Here is a 19,706-nt window from a genome sequence, read left to right as displayed (position 1 = left end):
ATGAGTTCAAAGAGGTGTTGTCCCATAGAAACGGTCTATGGGACATTTCAAGATGAGTTCAAAGAGGTTTTGTCTCATAGAACCAATCTATGGGACATTTCTAGAAGGAATCAAGGAGGTTTTGTCCCATAGAGTCAGTCTATGGGACATTTTGAGCTGACTTCAATGCGGCTTTTACTCATAGAACCGGTCTATGGGACATTTCATGAAGATATCAAAGTGCTTTGTCCCATATGCCTCCAGTCAAATGCGTATAGTACTTAATCCTGCCAAGTCGAATCCAAAAATGCTGAGCTTTTTAGTCAAATTACTTATTTTGTCGAAATCATAGTGATTTTGTCCAATCAATACTTGTCTTTCGCAATACATATAGAATTGAAAGAAAAATATTTTTCAGTTAGGTGGTGAAAAGTATGGGTTGGTACGGATACGGCGGTTATGGCTACGGCGGCGGCTATGGCGGCGGCAGCTTTGTATTGATTGTAGTATTGTTCATTCTGTTAATCATCGTTGGTGCTTCATTCTTGTAATGGGCTAACCAGGTGAAGAGAGGGCACGATTCAAACTAGAATCGTGCCCTTTTTTATTTTTGAAAAAAAAATCAAGGCTTATCCTTTCTGAAAAAAGAGGAACAGGCTTCACTGTTTGTCAATAATATAAAACTAGCTATACTCGTACAAATATGGGAGTGGAATTATGGGTGCTATAAACGGAAAGGAATTTATCGAGCGTATAAATCGGATGAAGACGGAAATTTGGTATGACGGAAAAAGAATAGCCGGTAACATCTCTGAACATCCAGCTTTCAAAGGGATCCTGCAAACGAAAGCATACCTTTATGATTTACAGCAAAACGCTGATCTAAAAGAGATCATGACCTATACATCACCCGAAACCAAGGAGTCAATTGGTCTTTCTTTTTTGCAGCCAAAAACGAAAGAGGATTTACGGCGCAGGCGAAGGATGATGGAAATCTGGGCAAGGCAAACGCATGGCATGATGGGGAGAAGTCCTGACTACATGAACTCGGTGGTTATGAGCTTCGCCTCCTCCAAGGACATTTTAAAAAATAAAGAGAATTGTTTTCCTGAAAATATACAGGCGTTATACGAACGAGCCAGGGAAAACGACCTCTCTTTTACCCATACCTTTATTACCCCGCAGGTGAATCGTTCCCAGCTCTATTATGGGAGTTCAAAGGAACCGATTTCGGCTAAGATCATTGATAAAAATGAAAAGGGAATCGTGATTCATGGGGCCCGCCTCCTGGCAACTCAAGGAGGATTAACAGATGAAATCTTGGTATATAATGCACCAAGAATGTACTTTGATACAGATGAAGCATTTGCCTTTTCGATTCCCACAGATACAAAAGGATTAAAATTTATCTGCCGCGAATCGTTTGTCGGTGGTGAATCGATTTTTAATCATCCGCTTAGTTCAAGATACGAAGAGATGGATACAATCCTTGTTTTTGACCATGTCTTGGTGCCATGGGAACGCGTCTTTTTTTACGATAATGTCGAGGCGGCTACTGAATTTATGCAGAGATGCTCGTTTCAGCCATTTGCTACGCATCAAGCGGTGACAAGGCAGATTGCCAAAACAGAATTTATGCTCGGCGTCGCCGAACTGTTGGTCGAGACGATTAATGTCAGTGAGTATCAGCATATTCAGGAAAAGCTGTCTGAAATCATTACTGGTCTTGAAACGATGAAAGCACTCATAGAGAAATCCGAAAATGATGCGGCTCTAGATGAATGGGGATTTATGAGACCGAGTATGATCCCTCTTCAAGTGGCCAATAGCGTCTTCCCGCGGATTTATCCCCGCTTTAGTGAAATCATTCAGTTAATCGGGGCAAGCGGAATGATATCGCTGCCAACCGAAAAAGACTTTCAATCTGAAATTCGATCAGATCTTGCTAAATATCTGCAAGGGGCAAGCAAGCCCGCAGACGACCGAGTGAAAATCTTCCGCTTAGCATGGGATTTGACGATGAGCTCCTTCGGCACTAGACAAACGCATTATGAACGGTATTTCTTTGGCGATCCGGTGAGGTTAGCGAGTCTACTGTACCATAACTATCCTAAAGGGGAACATGTTAAGGGAATTAGTGACTTTTTAAATCTGGAAAATGAATGTTGAACAGATTGTGTATATGGAAGTTTTAGCCTTCTTTGGGGTATGATTTTATTTAGACAATAATAGGGGGCTAAATTGATGGAACACCATAAACAGATTTCATCCAATGAAGGATTAGCGGTACTGGATAAGATTAGGAGAATTTGTATGGAACTGCCTGAGGTCACCGAGGAAATCGATGGCTTTGGCCATACTTCATTCCGCGTGAAGGATAAACCGTTTGTCATGATGGGGGAGAATAAGGAGGGTGTTTCGACAGCGATTAAAACTTTGCCGACCACACAAGAGTTTTTGATTCAGCAGCCAGGGTATTTTAAGACACCTTATATCGGCCAGCATGGATGGACCTCTCGTTACATCGCTCAAAATCAAAACTGGGAAGAGCTTAAGGGGTACATTTATGAAGGCTATTGCCGGGCGGCGCCGAAGCGTTTGGTCAAATTAATCTCCAATGAGGAAATCCATTGATTCGTATATGAAAAGCGTTCCTGTTATAAGAGGAACGCTTTTCATATGGGATTGCTATACTTCTCGATGATAAAATCGATAAAATACCTGCTGGCAATCGGCAAAACTCTCTTGTCCTTGTATGCTAGACTGATAGTCCGAACAACAGCTGGCGAGATGGGTTTTGTGACAATCTGGTAGGGACATCTGCTTAAGACAAGCTTTGGCAAAATGGAAATGCCAAGCCCTTGTTCGATCATCGACATAATCGAATAATCATCATATACACGGTATTGAATATTGGGTTGAAAGTTATGTTGGTTAAAAATCGTTAATGGTTCACTAAATTCGCCCTCATCTAAAAGGATATAAGGGTCCTTGGTTAATTCCTTCAAGGAGACTTTGGGATGAGCGGCTAAAGGGTGTTGGGTTGGTAATACGGCGAGCATCTCATCTTCTTTCAAGGGAATGGTCGTTAGGTTCGAGACTGCCTTTGGGTTCACAAAGCCAAAGTCCACGCTCCCGTCTTTAATCCAATGGGAAATATCCGTATAATCCCCTTGATGTAACTCGAACTGTACAGCCGGGTATTGTTTCTTAAAATCCTTCATCAAACCGGGCAGCCAATGACAAGAAACGCTAGAAAAGGTGCCGATGCGAATAAGTCCGCTATGCAGTCCTTCCATCTCTTTAAGCTTTTCCTGCAGTTCTCTATGAGAATTACAAATGTTTTTAATAAAAGGTAAGAATTCCTCGCCATCCGGTGTCAGCGTAATACCTGTCCGAGAGCGAAGAATAAGAGTCGTAGAAAGTTCTTCTTCTAAGGAATGGACCATTTGGCTAATGGCGGATTGCGTATAGCCCAGCTCTTCCGCTGCTTTGGTAAAACTGCCTGTTTCGATCGCTTTGATAAAAGCGTAATATGAATTCATCCCTGCGGGCCCCTTTGTATAAGGAATTCTAATAGTTCCATTATAATTATTCGTTTTACTAATGTAAATGCGGGTGATACGATAGAGCCAATCTTGAAAGTTTGGGGCGAAAATGATGACGCAAAAACAGGCAAACCTGATATTAGCTACGGTTTCGATGGGGTGGGGAACTTCTTATATTTTTATGAAACTCTGTGTGGATACGGTATCTCCATTAACCATTATTGCCTTACGATTTGGAATTGCCTTTATCGTAATGATGGCGATCTTTTTCAAAAAAATGATTCGTATTGATGCTAAAACTTTGAAATACAGTGCGATTGTCGGCGCGCTGTTATTCGGTATTTTCCTGGCACTATTGTATGGTATGAAAAATACCACCGCTTCATCTGCAGGTTTTTTGACGAGTACAACCGTGATCTTAGTGCCGATTTTACAAGCGTTTATTACCCGAAAAAGGCCAAGTAATAAAATTATATCGGGAGTTCTGGTTGTTTCGATCGGCTTAGCGTTCCTTACTATTCGGGATGATTTTATTTTTGCTAACGGCTCGCTATATTGCTTGGCTGCCGCCTTCCTTTATGCGGTTCACATTGTCGTCACCAACCACTTTGCACGAGGGGTTGATGCATTAAAGCTGGGGATTTTTCAACTTGGATTTACTTGCCTTTATGCCACTATCGGGACTTTTATCTTTGAAACACCTGTTTTGCCGCATGAAGCGATTCATTGGTTTGCACTGCTTGGTCTGGCGCTCATCTCCTCTGCCTATGGCTTTGTCATGCAGACCATTGCGCAGCAGTACACGACACCTGAAAGCACGGGTTTTCTCTTTTCCTTCGAACCGATTTTTTCAGCCGTATTTGCCTATCTCTTTCTCCATGAAATTATGGGGCTGCAAGGTTATATTGGTGCGTTGCTTATATTAGCTGGTGTTTTTATTGCAAACTCTATATCTAAAAAACAATTTTTACTTAAGGAAATAAAATTATAATTCCAAAGAAAGGATTGAAAACTACGGTTCTCAATCTTTTTTATTTACGATAACTTAACATTAAAGTGATTGAAAACAATTGAAAGTAGATTTAATATATAAGCATATAGTTATATGTTAATATGCGAGTAGAACTCTAGTGAATGGTAATAATGCTATGTTTTATATAAGTAAATTATTATTTGTTTATATGTTTGGAGGTGTTTAATATGTTGAAATCGAAAGTTGTTGTTGAAAGGGCAGCTAATGTTTTAAAACTATTAGGCGATAAAACACGTTTAACCATGGTGGCTATATTAAAACAAAGAGAATGCTGTGTGTGTGAATTTCTGGAAGTGTTTGATATGAGTCAGCCGTCAATCAGTCAGCATCTTCGAAAACTGAAGGATTTAGGGTTGGTTAAAGAGGAGCGCAGAGGACACTGGATCTATTATTCCTTGAATTCACAGAGCGACCTATATGGACTTATTGAAGATATATTAGAGCATGTACCGGTTCAGACAGAGAAAATAAAACAGATTGAGAAAAGCAACCCTACTCTTCGTTGTGGTTGTTAACATCAAGGGGATAAAACTTTAATGAGAAAAAAGCTAATCAGCGAATTTTTAGGAACCTATTTTCTTGTATTTGCTGGAACGGGTGCAGTTGTAATCGATTCGATTACTAAAAGTTTAACTCATGTAGGCGTCGCGCTTACATTTGGGCTGGTGGTAACGGCTTTGATTTTCACCTTTGGCCATCTCTCTGGCGCCCACTTTAATCCAGCGGTTACTATCGGTTTTTTAATCCATGGGGATATAACGAAGAAGGAAGCACTTTATTATATTATTGTTCAAATCATGGCAGGAATTGCAGCTAGTGCAACTTTGTTGTGCTTATTTGGAAATGTCGCAGCACTCGGTGCCACCCTGCCAAACGGTTCCTGGTCACAATCTTTTGTGTTGGAATTTATCCTTACATTTTTCTTAATGATGGTTATTTTCGGCTCTGCTGTACATGGGAAAGCTGTTAAATCCTTTGCCGCAATTGCTATAGGTGCAACTGTCGGCTTAGAAGCTATGTTCGCGGGTCCAATCTGCGGAGCCTCAATGAATCCGGCAAGATCCATTGGGCCAGCACTTGTATCAGGAACAACTCAGCATTTATGGGTGTATATTGTCGCAACTATTTTAGGAGCGGGCTGTGCGGCATTGATTTATAAAATACTTCACGAAAAATAAAGGAGCATACATCATGACTAAAAAAACAATTTACTTCTTATGTACAGGAAATTCTTGCAGAAGCCAAATGGCAGAAGGTTGGGCTAAAAACTATTTAGCTGATGAGTGGGAAGTAAAAAGTGCTGGTCTGGAGGCACACGGTTTAAACCCAAATGCCGTAAAAGCAATGAAAGAAACTGGTATTGATATTTCAAATCAAACATCTGATGTTATCGATCCTGAAATTCTAAATAACGCAGATTTAGTGGTTACATTATGTGGACATGCAGCAGATCACTGCCCTGTCACACCTCCACATGTTAAACGAGTTCACTGGGGATTTGACGATCCTGCAAAAGCAGAAGGAACAGAAGCAGAAAAATGGGCATTCTTCCAACGTGTCCGTGATGAAATCGGAGACCGAATTAAGCGTTTTTCTGAAACAGGTGAGTAAAATAAGAAGGTATTATAACAACAGGAGGCATTGGACATGAAAATAACAGATGATGCTCGTGATATGTTTAAACAAATGTTCAAAGAAGAGAACGCTCAGACCATTCGCATCTTTTTTGATGGCTTTGGCTGAGGACAGCCGAGAATTGGACTGGCTCTGGATGAGCCAGAAGCAGATGATATACTAGTTACAATTAATGAAATTCAGGTGGCTATTGATCCCATCATTGAACCAAATGTAGAAGACCTTATTCTGGATCGCAGCGGGGATGGAAAAGGGATTTCAATGATTGGTGATACAGGAAGATGTTGTTAATGAAAGCTTGCTAAGCTTGCTAAATAAACTACGGCCACAGAAGGTCCCGTCTTCTGTGGCCATGGTTATTATATAAGGTAAAAAATAAATCCTGAAATAGTGGACATGACGAATACTGAAAGGACGAAAGTAACAACCAGCTGTTTTTTAAAGATGGATTTTAATAGTATTACTTCAGGTAGACTTGCTCCTGCGGAACTAATTATCATCGCCATTACAGGTCCTAATGCCATTCCTTTTGCTATGAGAATTTGAGAAATCGGAATCATACTCGAAAGGCGGATGTACAAAGGAATTCCAATAATGGCGGCAATAGGAATCAACCACCAGTGATCACGGCCAAAGACACTTGAAATCCATTCTGTAGGAACTATACCCTGAATGACAGCCCCAATGGCAGCACCGATAATTAAATATGGATAAACACTTTTCATTAGATTAAGGGTTTCCTTTATTGCCAATTTAACATTAAATTTTTGATGTTGTTCCTCGTAACCCGTCATCACCACATTTTTTACTGATTTTTCGAAACCTAATTTCTCAAGTGTAAAGCCAATGATAATTGAAAATATTGTGGTTAGAACAGTGTAAACAGCTGTCACTTTCCACCCTAATACTACCCCCATAAGAGTTAGAATTGTTGGGTCTAGGACAGGAGAGGCAAAAAGAAAAATCATGACGATGCCAAAAGGCATTTTCTTTTTTAACATGTTTACCACAACAGGAATGGTTGAGCATGAACAAAAGGGGGTAATAAAGGCAAACACAATAGCTGCAAAGGCAGCGATCCATCTATTTTTTCCTGCCAGCTTTTTTTCAATTTTTTCGTAAAGTATATAACCTTGTAGAAGACTAACTAAAAAGGATATGACGATAAACAGGACCGTTAACTCAAGTGCAATCGATAAAAAACTTTTGATAGTGTCTAACCACATTTTCCTAATCCTCCTATATATTACTGTGCACACGCACACTGGCAGCATGGGTTCACTGAAGGGCTTGAGTGCATTATTAATTCTTTATCCTCGGCTTGATCATAATATTTCCAAGCTTCGTTCGCTTTCCTCTCGATTTCTTCCTGACGTAATTTCATCATCTGAAATACTAAATAATCATTAAACATCCTAAATTCCTCCTATTAATCAAATTATGTTGATATATTAATCAAAAAAAATTGATGAATCTGTTAAAAAAATTAGCTTTAGGACGGTTTGAATAAACAACAAAGTTCATGGGATAACAAATGATTAAGCTCTTCTTGATTCAACTCGTAGTAACTCCAGGTTCCCCGGGTTTCTTTTGTGATAATGTTGGCATCTAATAAAATCTTTAAATGATAAGAAAGCTTTGATTGCGCCATATCCATCATTGGAGCAAGATCACAGACACACATGGCTCCTTTTTCCGTCAAAATATTCATGATTTGTAGTCTCTTTTTATCGGCAATCGCTTTAAATTTTGACTCGTATTTTTCAAAAATTTTTTCTAAGGATATGTCCTGTAATTGGATTTCTTCGTTCACATTTTTCACCTGCTTCTTAATCAAATAATCTTGATACATTTATATTATAACCAATATTTTCTTGTGTCAATTAATATTAATCAATTTTTTTTGATTTATGAGTTGTAATTAGAAAAAATTGCTAATATACTTAAATTGTTAAATCAAAAAAAGTTGATTTATAAAATTGGGAGGGATTTACGATGAAAATGCATGTAGGGATTAATGTCACAAATTTAAGTAAGTCGATTGAATTTTATTCTAAAGTATTTCATTCAGAGCCAGTAAAAGTAAAACCAGATTATGCGAAGTTTTTACTTGATGATCCAGCTCTCAATTTCACATTAAATGTTAAGGATGAAGTTTCGGGCAACCAAGTGGGACATTTCGGCTTTCAAGTGGAAAATCATGAAGAAGTTCTACAGCATAAAGACCGTTTAGAGAAATTAGGGTTCTTTGCTCGTGAAGAGATGGAGGTAAATTGTTGCTATGCGACTCAAGATAAATTTTGGGTAACTGATCCTGATGGGAATGAATGGGAATTTTTTTATACAAAAGGTGATGTAGAGACCATGGTTTCTGAAAAGACATGCTGTTCAACAACACCATCATCAAATGTAGAAATTAAAAATTCCTCCTGTTGTTAAATAAGTTCTAATTACCACAATTTAGATTGGAGGGTTTATTTTAATTGATTTCAAAATAGAAATAATAATAATGGAGGTGATTCTTATGGCTAAACAAAAAAATTCCCCTTCAGCAATGGAAGACATGGGTGTACCAACAGAAATGAGTCCAATTAATGATCTTTCGGGTAATGAATCAAATGAACCGATTATTGAAGTGAATCAACCTGTAAAATCACAAGACCCACTTGAGATAAGAACTCCTGGATCTGTAACTGTTATCTAAAAATGAATAGGTAATAAATGTTTTTACCTGTTAAAAGTAACATTTATAAGGCTTTTAAAAAACATGAAGAAAGAATAAAGGTGATTTTTTTGAAAAATGACCCACAAGCAACTAATGATATTTCTACACAGAGTAACTCTAACGTTATTATTAATGATGAATACCCCCATGGTATGAGTGTTTTAAAAGAAAACGTCACAAGCACTAGTTCTGGAAATTTGGTAAGTAAACTGGAAGAAGCTTAATTATATATATAAAGGTGGTTCGCCGTGTAAATCTACGAACCACCTAAAAAATATTTATTTTTCTTTTTCGTGATCTTCATCGATTAATCCCTTTGTTGACTTTTTAAATTCTTTAAGTGTAGATCCCAACGCACGACCGAGCTCTGGGAGTTTTTTAGGTCCAAAAACAATTAATGCAAGAACAAAAATTAATACCGCACCACTGATTCCTATATTCCCCATTTTATATTCCCCCTGTTTATTTTACAAAAAAAGCCGTACAATACATGATTAATATACCAGCAGTAAACCCTACAAAATTCATCCACGAAACAACAGGTTTATTATTCTTTTTTTGTTCTTCCATAAGCATTTTTGAGATAACGAATATGACCTGTAAAATAGCACCTGCACCTATTCCTAGAAATACTGCACCCCAAATTGGTGAAAAAATAAACCCTCCGAACCAAGTTCCCAATATCGCAGGGGCACCTGCAATCGCCCCTAATAAAACAAATGTACTAATTTTAGGCTTACTCTTAAGTAAAGGAGCGGCAATCCCAATCCCTTCAGTAATATTATGCAGAGTAAAGCCTATTACTAAAAATGTGCCCAACGCAGCTTCACCAAGAGCAAATGATGATCCAATAGCCAATCCTTCACCAAAATTATGAAGACCGATCCCTGTTGCCATTAATAATGAAATTCCTAATGGTGAATAACCCGTTCGTTTTTGTCTTTGATGCTGATATTGATCAAATCCAACCAGTAATAAAAATGAAAGAACTGTACAAATGATTACCACCATGTTGCCCTGGAATACAGACGGTGCTTCAGCACCTATTTCAAATCCATCAAATAACGTACCAAAGAATAAGAATAGTAGAAGACCAACCGTGAGAGCAAGAATGGCATTAATCCAGCTTTTTTTCAAACGTTTCATAAACGGATACCATAATAATCCTAAAGTAATAGGTACAATCCCTACATAAAAACCGATAAATCCGTAATTCAACACATTATCCCATGAGAATTCCGGGGTTAAGGTAGCGGCATCAATTGCAGCTTCCGTTATGATTCCATTTTCAGATATTAATAGAATTGTATGGGGGTCACCTTCAACCCACGGATAATTTATGGTTACCTTTCCATCTTGAAACCGTTTAAGTGTTGAACTTGGCGCCATCGAAAAGTTCCAAACAGAATCATCCACAATCACTTGGGAGATTGTCAATGCTTCTGGTCCAGTATTGCTGATATCCAACTCAAATCCTGATGGTACAATTTTAATTTGTTCAACATTAAGCACTTCAATAGGAGCAGCAGGATCACGTTCTACACCTGCCCCGTTTTTAAATACCCATCCCAATACAAGCACTAAAAGAACCAGTGGTATGAGACCAGTAATCAACCATTTTGATTTCATGATTTACACTCCTTCCTATTCAACCTCGAAGAATCCCATCCAGCCAAGTTCGGCAAATTCACTAACATGAGCGTGAAACATATATTTTCCTGTGTATGGAAATCGCACTTCTATAATTCCACGTTCACCTTGGCATTGCATAATCGTATCAGTAAACTGTGAAGGGTTGTCATTTCTGCCAGTAGGAAGATAGGAAAAATAGTTTGCATGTAAATGGAAGGAGTTTAATAAATCAAATTCGGTGAAATTACTTAAATAGATGCGGACAAGCTCGTTCTTTTTGATTTTTATTGGATGACTCATAAAGGCGAACGCATACCCATTCACCGTATAAAATTCATTTGCGCCATCTAAATCCAAATCAAATGCATTCATGACCATATTTAATTCCAAAGCAGGTTCCCTTGGTGTTTTTGGATCAATAATAAAATTTCCATATAGCCCTTTATGAATATGTCTCCGTAAGGGTAGAACATGGCAGTGATAAAGCTGCAATCCATATGGCTTTGCTTCAAATTCATACGTAAAGGATTGACCTGGGGGGATAGGGGCTAATCCATCCATTTCAGGGGGGTGGATTCCATGAAAATGAATAGAGTGGGGATGACTTCCTTGGTTAACGAAATGGAATCGTAAAAGATCTCCTTCGGTACAACGAAATGTTGGCCCAGGAATCGTTCCATTATAGGTCCAACCAGGGAACTTGATTCCATTTGCAATTTCAATTTCCTTGTCAATTGCTACAATTTCATATTCGCGCAAAGTCCGACCGTCTAGTTGCTTGGTTACTTTTCCATAATCAAACTCGGTTAATAGGTGTTTGGCCATCTTATAACCTTCTGTTTTGGAAGAATCATACATGTTGGAATGATTTGTAGAATGATGATTATGACTGGATGAATGATTTTCAGCATGAGCGACTCCAGTAAATGGGGATACTTTATTTAAATAAATACTTCCTGCTATTCCTAATGCCCCAGTAGTACCGATTTTTAACATATCTCGCCGAGAAATTTTATTGTGTGACATGCTTTTACCTCCCTCTAAAAAAGTTTCCTTAATGCAAAATTATTTGTATTTGCCAATACTTTAAGACAAAGACAATCTTTTTGTCAATACGAATTCGGAAAAACATTCAAATAATTGTTTGACCATTTTAACAAAGATCCATATACTGATAATCAAATAGACATTTGAACGTTGGGTGGTGACTTTATGAAACATGAAGACGTATGTGAAGTAACCTGCGTGGATGGAGATAAAGTAAAAAGAGTAAGAGAATCAATTTCACAACAAGATACTTTGTCTGTGGCACAAATATTTAAAGCGTTGTCCGACGACACTAGGATTAAGATTGCTTATGCTTTAACGGAGGAAGAGGAATTGTGTGTATGTGATGTGGCCAACATCGTAGGGAGTACAACGGCAACTGCCTCTCATCATTTACGACTTCTTCGAAATTTAGGACTAGCGAAATATCGAAAAGAAGGCAAATTGGTTTTCTATTCTTTAGATGATGACCATGTAAAACAATTGATCCAAATTGCTTTTGAACATCAAAAGGAGGTGAAATCTCATGAGTGAGGCAATTGATAAATCAATCGAAAAAACCGTTTTCCGTGTACAGGGATTCACCTGAGCAGGGTGTGCGACTAAGTTCGAAAAGAACGTCCAACACCTGGATGGTGTTGTTAATGCAAGTGTTAACTTCGGAGCTGCTAAACTGACGGTTTATGGTGAAACAACAATTGAGGAATTAGAAAAAGCAGGGGCCTTTGAAAATATAAAAGTCATTCCTGAAAAACAAAGATTTGAAGAGAAAAAAGAGCCTTTCTTGAAAAAACATTCAAATGTTATTGTCTCATTGGTTTTCTTGCTCATTGGCTGGTTTTCTGCACAAATGAATGGGGAAGAAAGTATATCCTCGATTTTAGCTTATGGTGCTGCTATTTTAATTGGTGGTTATCGCCTTTTTACCACGGGATTGAAAAACTTATTCCGTTTAGATTTTGATATGAGAACCTTGATGACCATCGCTGTCATTGGAGCCGCTATTATCGGGGAGTGGGGAGAAGCCGCTACCGTTGTCATCTTGTTTGCCATTAGTGAGGTTCTAGAGTCTTACTCGATGGATAAAGCGAGACAATCGATTCGTTCCTTAATGGATATTGCTCCAAAGGAAGCGTTAATTCGTCGGGGTAATCAGGAGTTTAGCATTGAAGTGGATGATATCCGAATCGGCGATATTTTAATCGTAAAGCCTGGGCAGAAAATCGCCATGGATGGAACGGTTGTAAAAGGATTATCGTCTGTCAATCAAGCGGCGATTACAGGGGAATCTGTCCCTGTTTCTAAAACAATGGATGATGAAGTTTTCGCGGGAACTCTTAACGAAGAAGGGCTTCTTGAAGTTAAAGTTACGAAACACGTGGACGATACAACGATTGCAAAAATCATTCATCTTGTCGAAGAAGCTCAAGCAGAAAGAGCTCCATCTCAAGCATTTGTCGATCGCTTCGCTAAGTATTATACACCTGTCATCATGTTGGTTTCTTTATTAGTTGCTGTAATCCCACCATTATTTGATGGGGATTGGAGTAAATGGATCTATCAAGGTCTAGCAGCTTTAGTGGTAGGCTGTCCTTGTGCACTGGTTATTTCTACTCCTGTTTCGATTGTAACGGCAATAGGTAATGCAGCCCGAAATGGGGTATTGATTAAGGGTGGAATCCACTTAGAGGAAATGGGAGCGATTAAAGCGATCGCCTTTGATAAGACAGGGACATTAACGGAAGGAATCCCAGTTGTCACTGATTATCTTCCTCAAGGATATACAAATGCAAATGATCTTCTTGCCATTATTGCTGCTTTAGAAAATGGTTCGCAGCATCCATTGGCTTCAGCAATTATGAAAAAGGCCGAGCGGGAAAATTTACCTTATCAGGACCTTGCTATTGAAGATTTCTCTTCCATTACAGGTAAAGGGATCAAAGGTAGAGTCAACGATAAAGTGTATTATGTGGGCAGTCCTAATTTGTTCGATGAAATTTTATCTAACGGAATTCCATCAAATCTTAAAACGACCATTTCCGACCTGCAAAACAAAGGCAAAACGGTTATGGCAGCTGGTTCTGAGTCAGAAATATTAGCGCTCATTGCAGTTGCGGACGAAGTGAGAGGAAACAGCAAATCGGTTATCCAAAAACTTCACTCGTTAGGTATCCAAAAAACAATTATGTTAACTGGCGATAATAAAGGGACTGCTCATGCAATTGGCCATCAGGTAGGGGTTTCTGATATTCAGGCAGACCTTTTACCTCAAGATAAACTTACCTTTATTAAAGAATTAAGAAATAAATACGAACGTGTGGCCATGGTGGGAGATGGTGTGAATGATGCTCCGGCTTTAGCAGCATCCACTGTCGGTATTGCTATGGGAGGAGCTGGGACGGATACGGCTCTCGAAACAGCCGATATTGCTTTGATGGCTGATGATTTAGGCAAACTGCCATTTACAGTTAAGTTAAGTAGAAAAGCCTTATTTATCATCAAACAAAATATCACGTTCTCACTTGGAATCAAACTGTTAGCCCTGTTATTAGTTATTCCAGGGTGGCTAACATTATGGATCGCGATTTTTGCAGACATGGGAGCAACACTGATCGTTACACTTAATGGTTTACGGCTTCTTCGAGTTAAAGATAAATAACATGAGGCTTCCCATTATGGGAGGCCTTTTAATGGGATTTATAGAAAAATTGTTGTGAAAAGAAAGGATATTTGAATTGAAAAAACTACTATTCATTTTAATTGGAATGCTGGTAATGATTCCTACGATCGCAAGTGCACATACAGAAATAACTTCTTCAAATCCTACTTCAGGACAAGCTGTTAAAGAAGACCTTAAAGAAATTGTCATTACATATGAAGGTAAGATTGAATCCTTAAGTACAATGAGATTAGTAAAAGATGGCCAGGAAATACCCCTAGCTAGTGTGGCCCCAAAAGAAAATCAATTAATAGGTACCTTATCATCACCCTTAGAAAATGGCGCCTATACGATTCAATGGAGTATTGCTGGTGAAGATGGGCATCCCTTAAAAGGAGAAATTCCCTTTACTGTACAGAAGGAAGTAAAACAAGAACAATCGGAAACCAAAACTCCAGTAACGACAAAAAAAGAAGAAACTAAAAAAGATCATACACAACAGGATCAAACCAATAAGGAAGCAACTGATTCATCCATTAATTTTAAAACCATTATAACGGTTGCCCTCGTCGCCATTTTAGTCATCGGGTTGTTCTTGTTATTTAGAAAGAAGCGCTAATGATGAGTTATTTCATTCCTATTGCAGAATTCGGAAACTATTTATTGTATTCTATTCTTGTCGGACATGTTGCTTTACAATTTGTACCTGAAGCAAATAAACCTAAAGTAAATATTCCAATACCTGTTTTACTTCTTTCGACACTTGGAATTATTATTTTCTCTTTAGGACCGATCGTTCAGACGGTTGCTTATTTCCAAGGTGGAGTCGGCCTTGTATTAGCGATAAAATCCGTCTTATTTGACTTTCAAGTTGGCAGAGCTTGGATTTTTATCGGGTTTATGTCCACATTCTTATATCTAGCCATTTTGCTAAAAGGCTCAAAATACGTGCAATCCCTATTTCTATTATTGATGATAGCTGCTGTTGGATATTCCAGCCATGTGGCCTCTCTTTCGTTTTGGCCTGGCTTGCTATCACATAGCACACATTTTTTAATCATTACATTATGGACAGGCATATTGATTCATGCTGCTTGGTTCTCCAAAGAAGAACCCAATTGGTCTAAATTTTTACGGTGGTTTACTCCCTTTGCCGTTTTCTGCATTGTCATCATTATTTTTAGTGGAATCTACCTAATGTTATTTGTTGTTGACCCTAAAGACTATGCAAAATCTTGGGTTTTACCATATGGACAAATGCTCCTTTTAAAGCATATTAGTATCATCCCTGTGTTGGTTTTTGCCTTTATAAATGGTGTACTTTCAAGAAAAGCATTAAAACTTCCCTCTTTCAATCCTAAACCATGGATAAAGGCAGAAAGCATTATATTATACATTGTCTTCTATTTTACAGCAGTGATGGGAACGTTATCGCCACCACATGAAGTAGAATTCACTGTGAAGTCGGAGGGTGCATCTAAATGGGTAGAATGGTTATTGGGGAAGAATATCCTTTCAACATTACAGCTGCATTTAGTACCCTCATTCCAATCGGGATTGCTAATCATTATGTCTATACTATTTTTATTATTGATTATCATTAGTTTTAAAAGGTATAAGCCTATATTGGGAGTAGTGTTTGGTGTTGGTTTTATTGTTGCTTTGTATTTTGGTTTGAACATGTCCCTGTCCATTTGAACAGGTTATATTTACGTTGAAAACAAGAATAAAGGAAGTGTCAGCATGAACCGATCCAAAATTGTAATACCTACTATGATACTTGTGGCTGTTTTGGCGATATGGATGCTGGGAAAGTATCATTCAGCCGTACCGCTTCAATCGCGTATACTTATAGCTGTCGGAGGGGCACTCCTATCAGGCGTGTGTACCTTTTTCATGTTAAAGCAGGATGTTGAACCTTTGGATGCAAAATCGAATAAATGAATGCTTTAAAAATAGAAATTCATGAGTTTTAAGATTCGGCACCTGGCCGAATCTTTTTTATTTTTTGTCTGATGAAACCTTGCTTTGCTCATTCATAGCATTCCGACGGGGATTTCTTTTGGCAAGAGTTTCGGAATTGGTGGTATTCATTTTTCTTGCGGATTCTTCCTACTCATCAATAAGACTTTAAAATTTGAAAGACAATATAAATAATTCCCCATAAAAAAGAGACTATAGACTAGTGACGGTTTCCGTTTCCTATCGCAAAAAACCGAAAATTCATTGCCTTTTGTATCTGTTTTTGCAATTAAAAATAAAATGGCTCAGTTTATTATACTGAGCCTTTTCGCTTATTCTACACAAATATGAAATGGAGAATAAGTTGTTTTGGTAAGAGTAATACTTAAATTAGAAAAATCCAATATTAAGAGGAGATCTCAATGAAAACAAAACATAATGTTGGTTTATCATCAACAGAAATTGCAGGATTATGGGCTACTTATATTATGGATAGCTTATCTATCTGTCTCTCTAAGCATTTCCTCCAACAGTCGAACGATGAAGATGTTAAACCCATAATTAAACTAACATTAGATTTATCACAAAAACATATTGAGGAAATCAAGAATATTTTTGAAAAGGAGAAATTCCCTATACCCAAGGGATTTACCGATGAAGACATTGATCTTTCAGCCCCACCTTTGTTTTTCGGTTTATTTCCTGTAAGCTACGCTTACGGGGTGAGTCGTATGTGTTTAATGTCCTATAGTATGCTAGTTTCTAATGTTGCCCGCGAAGATATTCGATCTTTCTTCTCTAAGTGTTTAACTTCCTCATTGGATCTTTATAATACATCAGTAAATCTAATGCTTTCTAAAGGAATATACGATCGCCCAACAATGATTCCTTATCCCGATAAAGTTGAATTTGTTAAAAATAAAGAAACATTTTTATCCAAGTGGTTCGAAAAGAAACGCCCTCTAAATGTTCTTGAACTATCTGAAATATTTTTTAACATTGAAAGGAACTATTTTGCTGTAGTCTTACTCACAGGATTTATTCAAGTTGTGAAAGATGAACAAATAAAAAAGTTTTTGACAAAAGGAAAAGACTTAGCTCAAAAACAAATTCATTTCCTAAACGATACTTTAATTAAGGATGATTTGCTTGGCACTATAATGGTTAACTCAGAAGTGTCAACTTCTACTGTATCTCCTTTTTCAGAAAAGCTAATCATGAACCTTGTAACTATACTCAATACACAAGGAATAACCTATATCGGTCATGCAATAGCTACATCAGCACGAATAGACCTTGCTATTGAATATACAAAACTAATTCCTGAAATATTGCAGTATGGGAAAGAGGGAACCGACATTTTGATAGAAAGGGGATGGATGGAAGAACCACCACACGCTCCGAATAGGAAGGAGTTGGCAGAAAATTAGGTTTAAATTAAACAAGGGATCTAACTTTTCGTTTCAAAAATGGGTATGGAGAAGTGCTCCATACTCATTTTTACTTTTCTGTACCTTAAGAGAAATCGACTGTTGCAAACAACAAAATATTGTATAAATTTGGTACTATTTTCATAAATTTATCTAAATGTAACTCTTTTTGCATGATCCGTTTGTAGAGGGGGAGTAAGCATGAAGTACACACGATATGTGGTTACTGGTATTATCGTGGTCGTTGTCTTGGGTCTTATTGCTGCTTCGGTTACTACGGTTGCTGCTGGGAATAGGGGAGTTTTGTTGCAAATGGGTGAGGTTAAGCCAACGATTTTAACAGAAGGGCTTCACTTTAAGGTTCCGTTTCTTCAATCTGTTCAAGAGGTCGAGGTCCGGGTTCAAAAGGAAGAAAGCTCGCAGTCGGCTGCCTCTAAGGATCTGCAAATGGTGACGACAAAGGTGGCTGTTAACTTTTCAGTAGATCCAGAGGCCGTGAATAAGCTTTATCAAGAAATTGGCTTGGATTATCGCTCCCGCATTGTCGACCCGGCCATTGCCGAATCCCTTAAGGCGATTACGGCGCAGTACACTGCAGAAGAGCTGATTTCGAAACGGCCGGAGGTTTCGGCGCAGGTGAAGGATATGCTGGCGAAAAAACTAACCAAGTATTATATGAAACTGGAAGATATCAATATTAAGGAATTTGCGTTTAGCGAGGAATTCAATAAGGCGATTGAACAGAAACAAACCGCTGAACAAAATGCGTTAAAGGCCCAAAGAGATTTAGAAAGAATTAAAATCGAAGCCCAGCAGCAAATTACGCAGGCCGGTGCTGAGGCGGAAGCATTAAAGCTGAAAAAGCAGGAAGTCACTCCTGAGTTAATTGAATTGAAGCAAATCGAGGTGCAGGAGAAAGCTTTGGAAAAATGGGATGGGCGTTTGCCAAGCGTAACGGGAGGGGCAACACCGTTTATTGATTTGAGCGGGGCTGGTGCGAAAAAGTGATTTTAAGAGAAGTGTTCTTTGCACTTCTCTTTTTTATGTTTTTGGGATTGGCTGGGAATTGTGCTATGTTAATAGGACATTTTTTAAAAAAATGATAGAATAGGTTTTATCTTAATAATTTAGGGGAAATTAACTTGCAAATGGGAATGGAAAAGACGGTATCTGTTAATCAGAGGATCAAAGCCCTATTACCTTGGCTATTGGTATTCCTTTGGATGTTTCTTATATTTAATATGTCCGCTCAACCTGCTACTGAATCTAACTCTCTTAGTATGGGAGTGACCGAGAAAGTGCTCGAGACCTTGAACAAAGTGAAACCGGGAGCAGATTTAAACATGGAAATGGTCAATCATGTGGTGAGAAAAAATGCACATTTCTTTGCTTATTTGGTGCTTGCTGTATTGACGGTGCATGCTTTGAGGAGAGGCGGAAAATTAAGCGGTTTGATGATGTTTCTAGCTCAGGGGATATGCGTCCTTTACGCCTCGTCCGATGAAATACACCAGATATTTGTACCAGGCCGGGGCCCGCAGGTGAAGGATGTTTTCATCGATAGTTCGGGAGCGCTATTGGGCATCGGAATCTATTATGTTATTAATCAATTTCGCGGCCGCAGGACTAAAAATAAATAGCTGAAAGGAACCAAGGGGGAAGCCTTGGTTTTTTTGTTATGGCGATGTTTTATTCAGAGTGCCTGAGACAGTTCTGAAAAGAGGTTCACCGGAACTGTCGAGGGCTCCAATAATCAAAGTACAGGGGCAAGCGTATAAGCGGCTCCTGTTTTTTATGAAAATTGTAAATATTTTCTTTCCACTTAACTATAAGACTGGTACATTATAACTATAACTTTGTAATAGATATGGAAATGGGTCGGGAAATTTGCACCGGCTAAAAAATCAAATGGTTATTCGTGGTAAAGTATTGCCGAAGTTTGGCGGGATTCTTTTGATTCTTGGCACCGTTATTTTTGCTGCAGGGAGTTTTGCAGGCAATGCCGAATCTATTATTTCCTTCATCGGTTAGGGGTGACTGTGGTCAAGCCCCTAAT

Annotated in this window: 26 protein-coding genes; 19 read left to right on the top strand and 7 right to left on the bottom strand. The window is 38.3% G+C overall.

Annotated features, from left to right (window positions below; all coding sequences use genetic code 11):
- Positions 1-413: 413 nt before the first annotated feature.
- The 3 genes from V7161_RS07325 to V7161_RS07315 all read left to right on the top strand — a co-directional run bounded on the left by V7161_RS07325 (position 414) and on the right by V7161_RS07315 (position 2,613).
- Positions 414-530 (top strand): YjcZ family sporulation protein, encoded by a 117-nt coding sequence (locus V7161_RS07325; RefSeq protein WP_335443594.1) that lies wholly within the window; start codon positions 414-416, stop codon positions 528-530.
- Positions 531-696: 166 nt separating this feature from the next.
- Positions 697-2,148: a 4-hydroxyphenylacetate 3-monooxygenase, oxygenase component gene (hpaB, locus tag V7161_RS07320; protein WP_335443591.1), complete on the top strand. Its 1,452-nt coding sequence runs from the start codon at positions 697-699 to the stop codon at positions 2,146-2,148.
- 75 nt (positions 2,149-2,223) lie between these two features.
- Complete coding sequence (locus V7161_RS07315; RefSeq protein WP_335443588.1) at positions 2,224-2,613, top strand: MmcQ/YjbR family DNA-binding protein; 390 nt, start codon at positions 2,224-2,226, stop codon at positions 2,611-2,613.
- A gap of 41 nt (positions 2,614-2,654) precedes the next feature.
- Here V7161_RS07315 and V7161_RS07310 read toward each other — a convergent pair whose 3' ends face one another.
- Positions 2,655-3,524, bottom strand: coding sequence for a LysR family transcriptional regulator (locus tag V7161_RS07310; protein ID WP_335443585.1), 870 nt, complete (start codon positions 3,522-3,524; stop codon positions 2,655-2,657).
- A 115-nt stretch (positions 3,525-3,639) separates the two neighbouring features.
- On the opposite strand from V7161_RS07310, the gene V7161_RS07305 reads away from it, so the two are divergent.
- From V7161_RS07305 to arsC, 4 genes are all read left to right on the top strand, one after another.
- The gene (locus V7161_RS07305) at positions 3,640-4,518 is read left to right on the top strand and encodes a DMT family transporter (protein ID WP_335443583.1); all 879 of its coding nucleotides are present in this window, start codon (positions 3,640-3,642) and stop codon (positions 4,516-4,518) included.
- Between the two features lie 209 nt (positions 4,519-4,727).
- Positions 4,728-5,075, top strand: a complete 348-nt coding sequence (locus V7161_RS07300) for an ArsR/SmtB family transcription factor (RefSeq protein ID WP_335443581.1) — start codon at positions 4,728-4,730, stop codon at positions 5,073-5,075.
- A 21-nt stretch (positions 5,076-5,096) separates the two neighbouring features.
- Positions 5,097-5,738, top strand: coding sequence for an MIP/aquaporin family protein (locus V7161_RS07295; protein ID WP_335443580.1), 642 nt, complete (start codon positions 5,097-5,099; stop codon positions 5,736-5,738).
- A gap of 13 nt (positions 5,739-5,751) precedes the next feature.
- Positions 5,752-6,171: an arsenate reductase (thioredoxin) gene (gene arsC, locus V7161_RS07290; RefSeq protein WP_335443578.1), complete on the top strand. Its 420-nt coding sequence runs from the start codon at positions 5,752-5,754 to the stop codon at positions 6,169-6,171.
- 383 nt (positions 6,172-6,554) lie between these two features.
- On the opposite strand, the gene V7161_RS07285 is transcribed toward arsC, so the two are convergent.
- From V7161_RS07285 to V7161_RS07275, 3 genes are all read right to left on the bottom strand, one after another.
- A complete protein-coding gene (locus V7161_RS07285) occupies positions 6,555-7,421 on the bottom strand; it encodes a permease (RefSeq protein ID WP_335443577.1) in 867 nt (288 codons plus the stop codon).
- Positions 7,422-7,441: 20 nt separating this feature from the next.
- A complete protein-coding gene (locus V7161_RS07280) occupies positions 7,442-7,609 on the bottom strand; it encodes a hypothetical protein (RefSeq protein ID WP_335443575.1) in 168 nt (55 codons plus the stop codon).
- 78 nt (positions 7,610-7,687) lie between these two features.
- On the bottom strand, positions 7,688-8,008 hold the full coding sequence (locus tag V7161_RS07275) for an ArsR/SmtB family transcription factor (protein ID WP_335443573.1): 321 nt from the start codon (positions 8,006-8,008) through the stop codon (positions 7,688-7,690).
- Positions 8,009-8,190: 182 nt separating this feature from the next.
- Here V7161_RS07275 and V7161_RS07270 point away from each other — a divergent pair, with 182 nt between their 5' ends.
- From V7161_RS07270 to V7161_RS07260, 3 genes are all read left to right on the top strand, one after another.
- Positions 8,191-8,634, top strand: a complete 444-nt coding sequence (locus V7161_RS07270; protein ID WP_335443571.1) for an ArsI/CadI family heavy metal resistance metalloenzyme — start codon at positions 8,191-8,193, stop codon at positions 8,632-8,634.
- Positions 8,635-8,719: 85 nt separating this feature from the next.
- Positions 8,720-8,899 (top strand): hypothetical protein, encoded by a 180-nt coding sequence (locus V7161_RS07265; protein ID WP_335443569.1) that lies wholly within the window; start codon positions 8,720-8,722, stop codon positions 8,897-8,899.
- A gap of 17 nt (positions 8,900-8,916) precedes the next feature.
- A complete protein-coding gene (locus V7161_RS07260) occupies positions 8,917-9,144 on the top strand; it encodes a hypothetical protein (protein ID WP_335443566.1) in 228 nt (75 codons plus the stop codon).
- Between the two features lie 54 nt (positions 9,145-9,198).
- On the opposite strand, the gene V7161_RS07255 is transcribed toward V7161_RS07260, so the two are convergent.
- From V7161_RS07255 to V7161_RS07245, 3 genes are read right to left on the bottom strand one after another with little or no spacing between them, the layout of a single operon-like run.
- Complete coding sequence (locus tag V7161_RS07255) at positions 9,199-9,366, bottom strand: twin-arginine translocase TatA/TatE family subunit (RefSeq protein WP_335443563.1); 168 nt, start codon at positions 9,364-9,366, stop codon at positions 9,199-9,201.
- A 16-nt stretch (positions 9,367-9,382) separates the two neighbouring features.
- Entirely contained in the window at positions 9,383-10,549 is a 1,167-nt protein-coding gene (locus V7161_RS07250; protein ID WP_335443560.1) for a ZIP family metal transporter, read from the bottom strand.
- A 15-nt stretch (positions 10,550-10,564) separates the two neighbouring features.
- The gene (locus tag V7161_RS07245; RefSeq protein WP_335443558.1) at positions 10,565-11,578 is read right to left on the bottom strand and encodes a multicopper oxidase domain-containing protein; all 1,014 of its coding nucleotides are present in this window, start codon (positions 11,576-11,578) and stop codon (positions 10,565-10,567) included.
- Positions 11,579-11,764: 186 nt separating this feature from the next.
- Between V7161_RS07245 and V7161_RS07240 the strand changes: the two genes are divergently transcribed.
- The 9 genes from V7161_RS07240 (at position 11,765) to V7161_RS07200 (ending at position 19,681) form a co-directional block, all read left to right on the top strand.
- Positions 11,765-12,133 carry an ArsR/SmtB family transcription factor gene (locus V7161_RS07240; RefSeq protein WP_335443557.1) on the top strand — a complete coding sequence of 123 codons (369 nt, stop codon included), beginning with the start codon at positions 11,765-11,767 and terminating at the stop codon, positions 12,131-12,133.
- On the top strand, positions 12,126-14,258 hold the full coding sequence (locus tag V7161_RS07235; RefSeq protein WP_335443556.1) for a heavy metal translocating P-type ATPase: 2,133 nt from the start codon (positions 12,126-12,128) through the stop codon (positions 14,256-14,258). The genes V7161_RS07240 and V7161_RS07235 overlap by 8 nt, the downstream gene beginning before the upstream one ends.
- Before the next feature lie 76 nt (positions 14,259-14,334).
- Positions 14,335-14,877 (top strand): copper resistance CopC family protein, encoded by a 543-nt coding sequence (locus V7161_RS07230; RefSeq protein ID WP_335443554.1) that lies wholly within the window; start codon positions 14,335-14,337, stop codon positions 14,875-14,877.
- A gap of 2 nt (positions 14,878-14,879) precedes the next feature.
- On the top strand, positions 14,880-15,956 hold the full coding sequence (locus tag V7161_RS07225) for a copper resistance D family protein (RefSeq protein ID WP_335443551.1): 1,077 nt from the start codon (positions 14,880-14,882) through the stop codon (positions 15,954-15,956).
- Between the two features lie 45 nt (positions 15,957-16,001).
- The gene (locus V7161_RS07220) at positions 16,002-16,202 is read left to right on the top strand and encodes a hypothetical protein (RefSeq protein ID WP_335443548.1); all 201 of its coding nucleotides are present in this window, start codon (positions 16,002-16,004) and stop codon (positions 16,200-16,202) included.
- 440 nt (positions 16,203-16,642) lie between these two features.
- Entirely contained in the window at positions 16,643-17,650 is a 1,008-nt protein-coding gene (locus tag V7161_RS07215) for a DUF3231 family protein (protein ID WP_335443546.1), read from the top strand.
- A 201-nt stretch (positions 17,651-17,851) separates the two neighbouring features.
- Complete coding sequence (locus V7161_RS07210; protein WP_335443544.1) at positions 17,852-18,658, top strand: prohibitin family protein; 807 nt, start codon at positions 17,852-17,854, stop codon at positions 18,656-18,658.
- Positions 18,659-18,798: 140 nt separating this feature from the next.
- Positions 18,799-19,290: a VanZ family protein gene (locus V7161_RS07205; RefSeq protein ID WP_335443616.1), complete on the top strand. Its 492-nt coding sequence runs from the start codon at positions 18,799-18,801 to the stop codon at positions 19,288-19,290.
- Positions 19,291-19,537: 247 nt separating this feature from the next.
- Complete coding sequence (locus V7161_RS07200) at positions 19,538-19,681, top strand: hypothetical protein (RefSeq protein ID WP_335443542.1); 144 nt, start codon at positions 19,538-19,540, stop codon at positions 19,679-19,681.
- Positions 19,682-19,706 lie beyond the last annotated feature (25 nt).

This window comes from Neobacillus drentensis (genome assembly GCF_036965425.1).
GTDB lineage: Bacteria > Bacillota > Bacilli > Bacillales > Cytobacillaceae > Neobacillus > Neobacillus drentensis_F.
The sequence above is the reverse complement of the archived record's forward strand: the minus strand, read 5'-3'. Positions and strand labels throughout refer to the sequence as shown.

Bases quoted from the DNA above. Each gene is read 5' to 3' on its own strand.
- V7161_RS07325 (WP_335443594.1), top strand. From the start codon at position 414: ATGGGTTGGTACGGATACGGCGGTTATGGCTACGGCGGCGGCTATGGC.
- hpaB (WP_335443591.1), top strand. From the start codon at position 697: ATGGGTGCTATAAACGGAAAGGAATTTATCGAGCGTATAAATCGGATG.
- V7161_RS07315 (WP_335443588.1), top strand. From the start codon at position 2,224: ATGGAACACCATAAACAGATTTCATCCAATGAAGGATTAGCGGTACTG.
- V7161_RS07310 (WP_335443585.1), bottom strand. From the start codon at position 3,524: ATGAATTCATATTACGCTTTTATCAAAGCGATCGAAACAGGCAGTTTT.
- V7161_RS07305 (WP_335443583.1), top strand. From the start codon at position 3,640: ATGACGCAAAAACAGGCAAACCTGATATTAGCTACGGTTTCGATGGGG.
- V7161_RS07300 (WP_335443581.1), top strand. From the start codon at position 4,728: ATGTTGAAATCGAAAGTTGTTGTTGAAAGGGCAGCTAATGTTTTAAAA.
- V7161_RS07295 (WP_335443580.1), top strand. From the start codon at position 5,097: ATGAGAAAAAAGCTAATCAGCGAATTTTTAGGAACCTATTTTCTTGTA.
- arsC (WP_335443578.1), top strand. From the start codon at position 5,752: ATGACTAAAAAAACAATTTACTTCTTATGTACAGGAAATTCTTGCAGA.
- V7161_RS07285 (WP_335443577.1), bottom strand. From the start codon at position 7,421: ATGTGGTTAGACACTATCAAAAGTTTTTTATCGATTGCACTTGAGTTA.
- V7161_RS07280 (WP_335443575.1), bottom strand. From the start codon at position 7,609: ATGTTTAATGATTATTTAGTATTTCAGATGATGAAATTACGTCAGGAA.
- V7161_RS07270 (WP_335443571.1), top strand. From the start codon at position 8,191: ATGAAAATGCATGTAGGGATTAATGTCACAAATTTAAGTAAGTCGATT.
- V7161_RS07265 (WP_335443569.1), top strand. From the start codon at position 8,720: ATGGCTAAACAAAAAAATTCCCCTTCAGCAATGGAAGACATGGGTGTA.
- V7161_RS07260 (WP_335443566.1), top strand. From the start codon at position 8,917: ATGTTTTTACCTGTTAAAAGTAACATTTATAAGGCTTTTAAAAAACAT.
- V7161_RS07255 (WP_335443563.1), bottom strand. From the start codon at position 9,366: ATGGGGAATATAGGAATCAGTGGTGCGGTATTAATTTTTGTTCTTGCA.
- V7161_RS07250 (WP_335443560.1), bottom strand. From the start codon at position 10,549: ATGAAATCAAAATGGTTGATTACTGGTCTCATACCACTGGTTCTTTTA.
- V7161_RS07245 (WP_335443558.1), bottom strand. From the start codon at position 11,578: ATGTCACACAATAAAATTTCTCGGCGAGATATGTTAAAAATCGGTACT.
- V7161_RS07240 (WP_335443557.1), top strand. From the start codon at position 11,765: ATGAAACATGAAGACGTATGTGAAGTAACCTGCGTGGATGGAGATAAA.
- V7161_RS07225 (WP_335443551.1), top strand. From the start codon at position 14,880: ATGAGTTATTTCATTCCTATTGCAGAATTCGGAAACTATTTATTGTAT.
- V7161_RS07220 (WP_335443548.1), top strand. From the start codon at position 16,002: ATGAACCGATCCAAAATTGTAATACCTACTATGATACTTGTGGCTGTT.
- V7161_RS07215 (WP_335443546.1), top strand. From the start codon at position 16,643: ATGAAAACAAAACATAATGTTGGTTTATCATCAACAGAAATTGCAGGA.
- V7161_RS07210 (WP_335443544.1), top strand. From the start codon at position 17,852: ATGAAGTACACACGATATGTGGTTACTGGTATTATCGTGGTCGTTGTC.
- V7161_RS07205 (WP_335443616.1), top strand. From the start codon at position 18,799: ATGGGAATGGAAAAGACGGTATCTGTTAATCAGAGGATCAAAGCCCTA.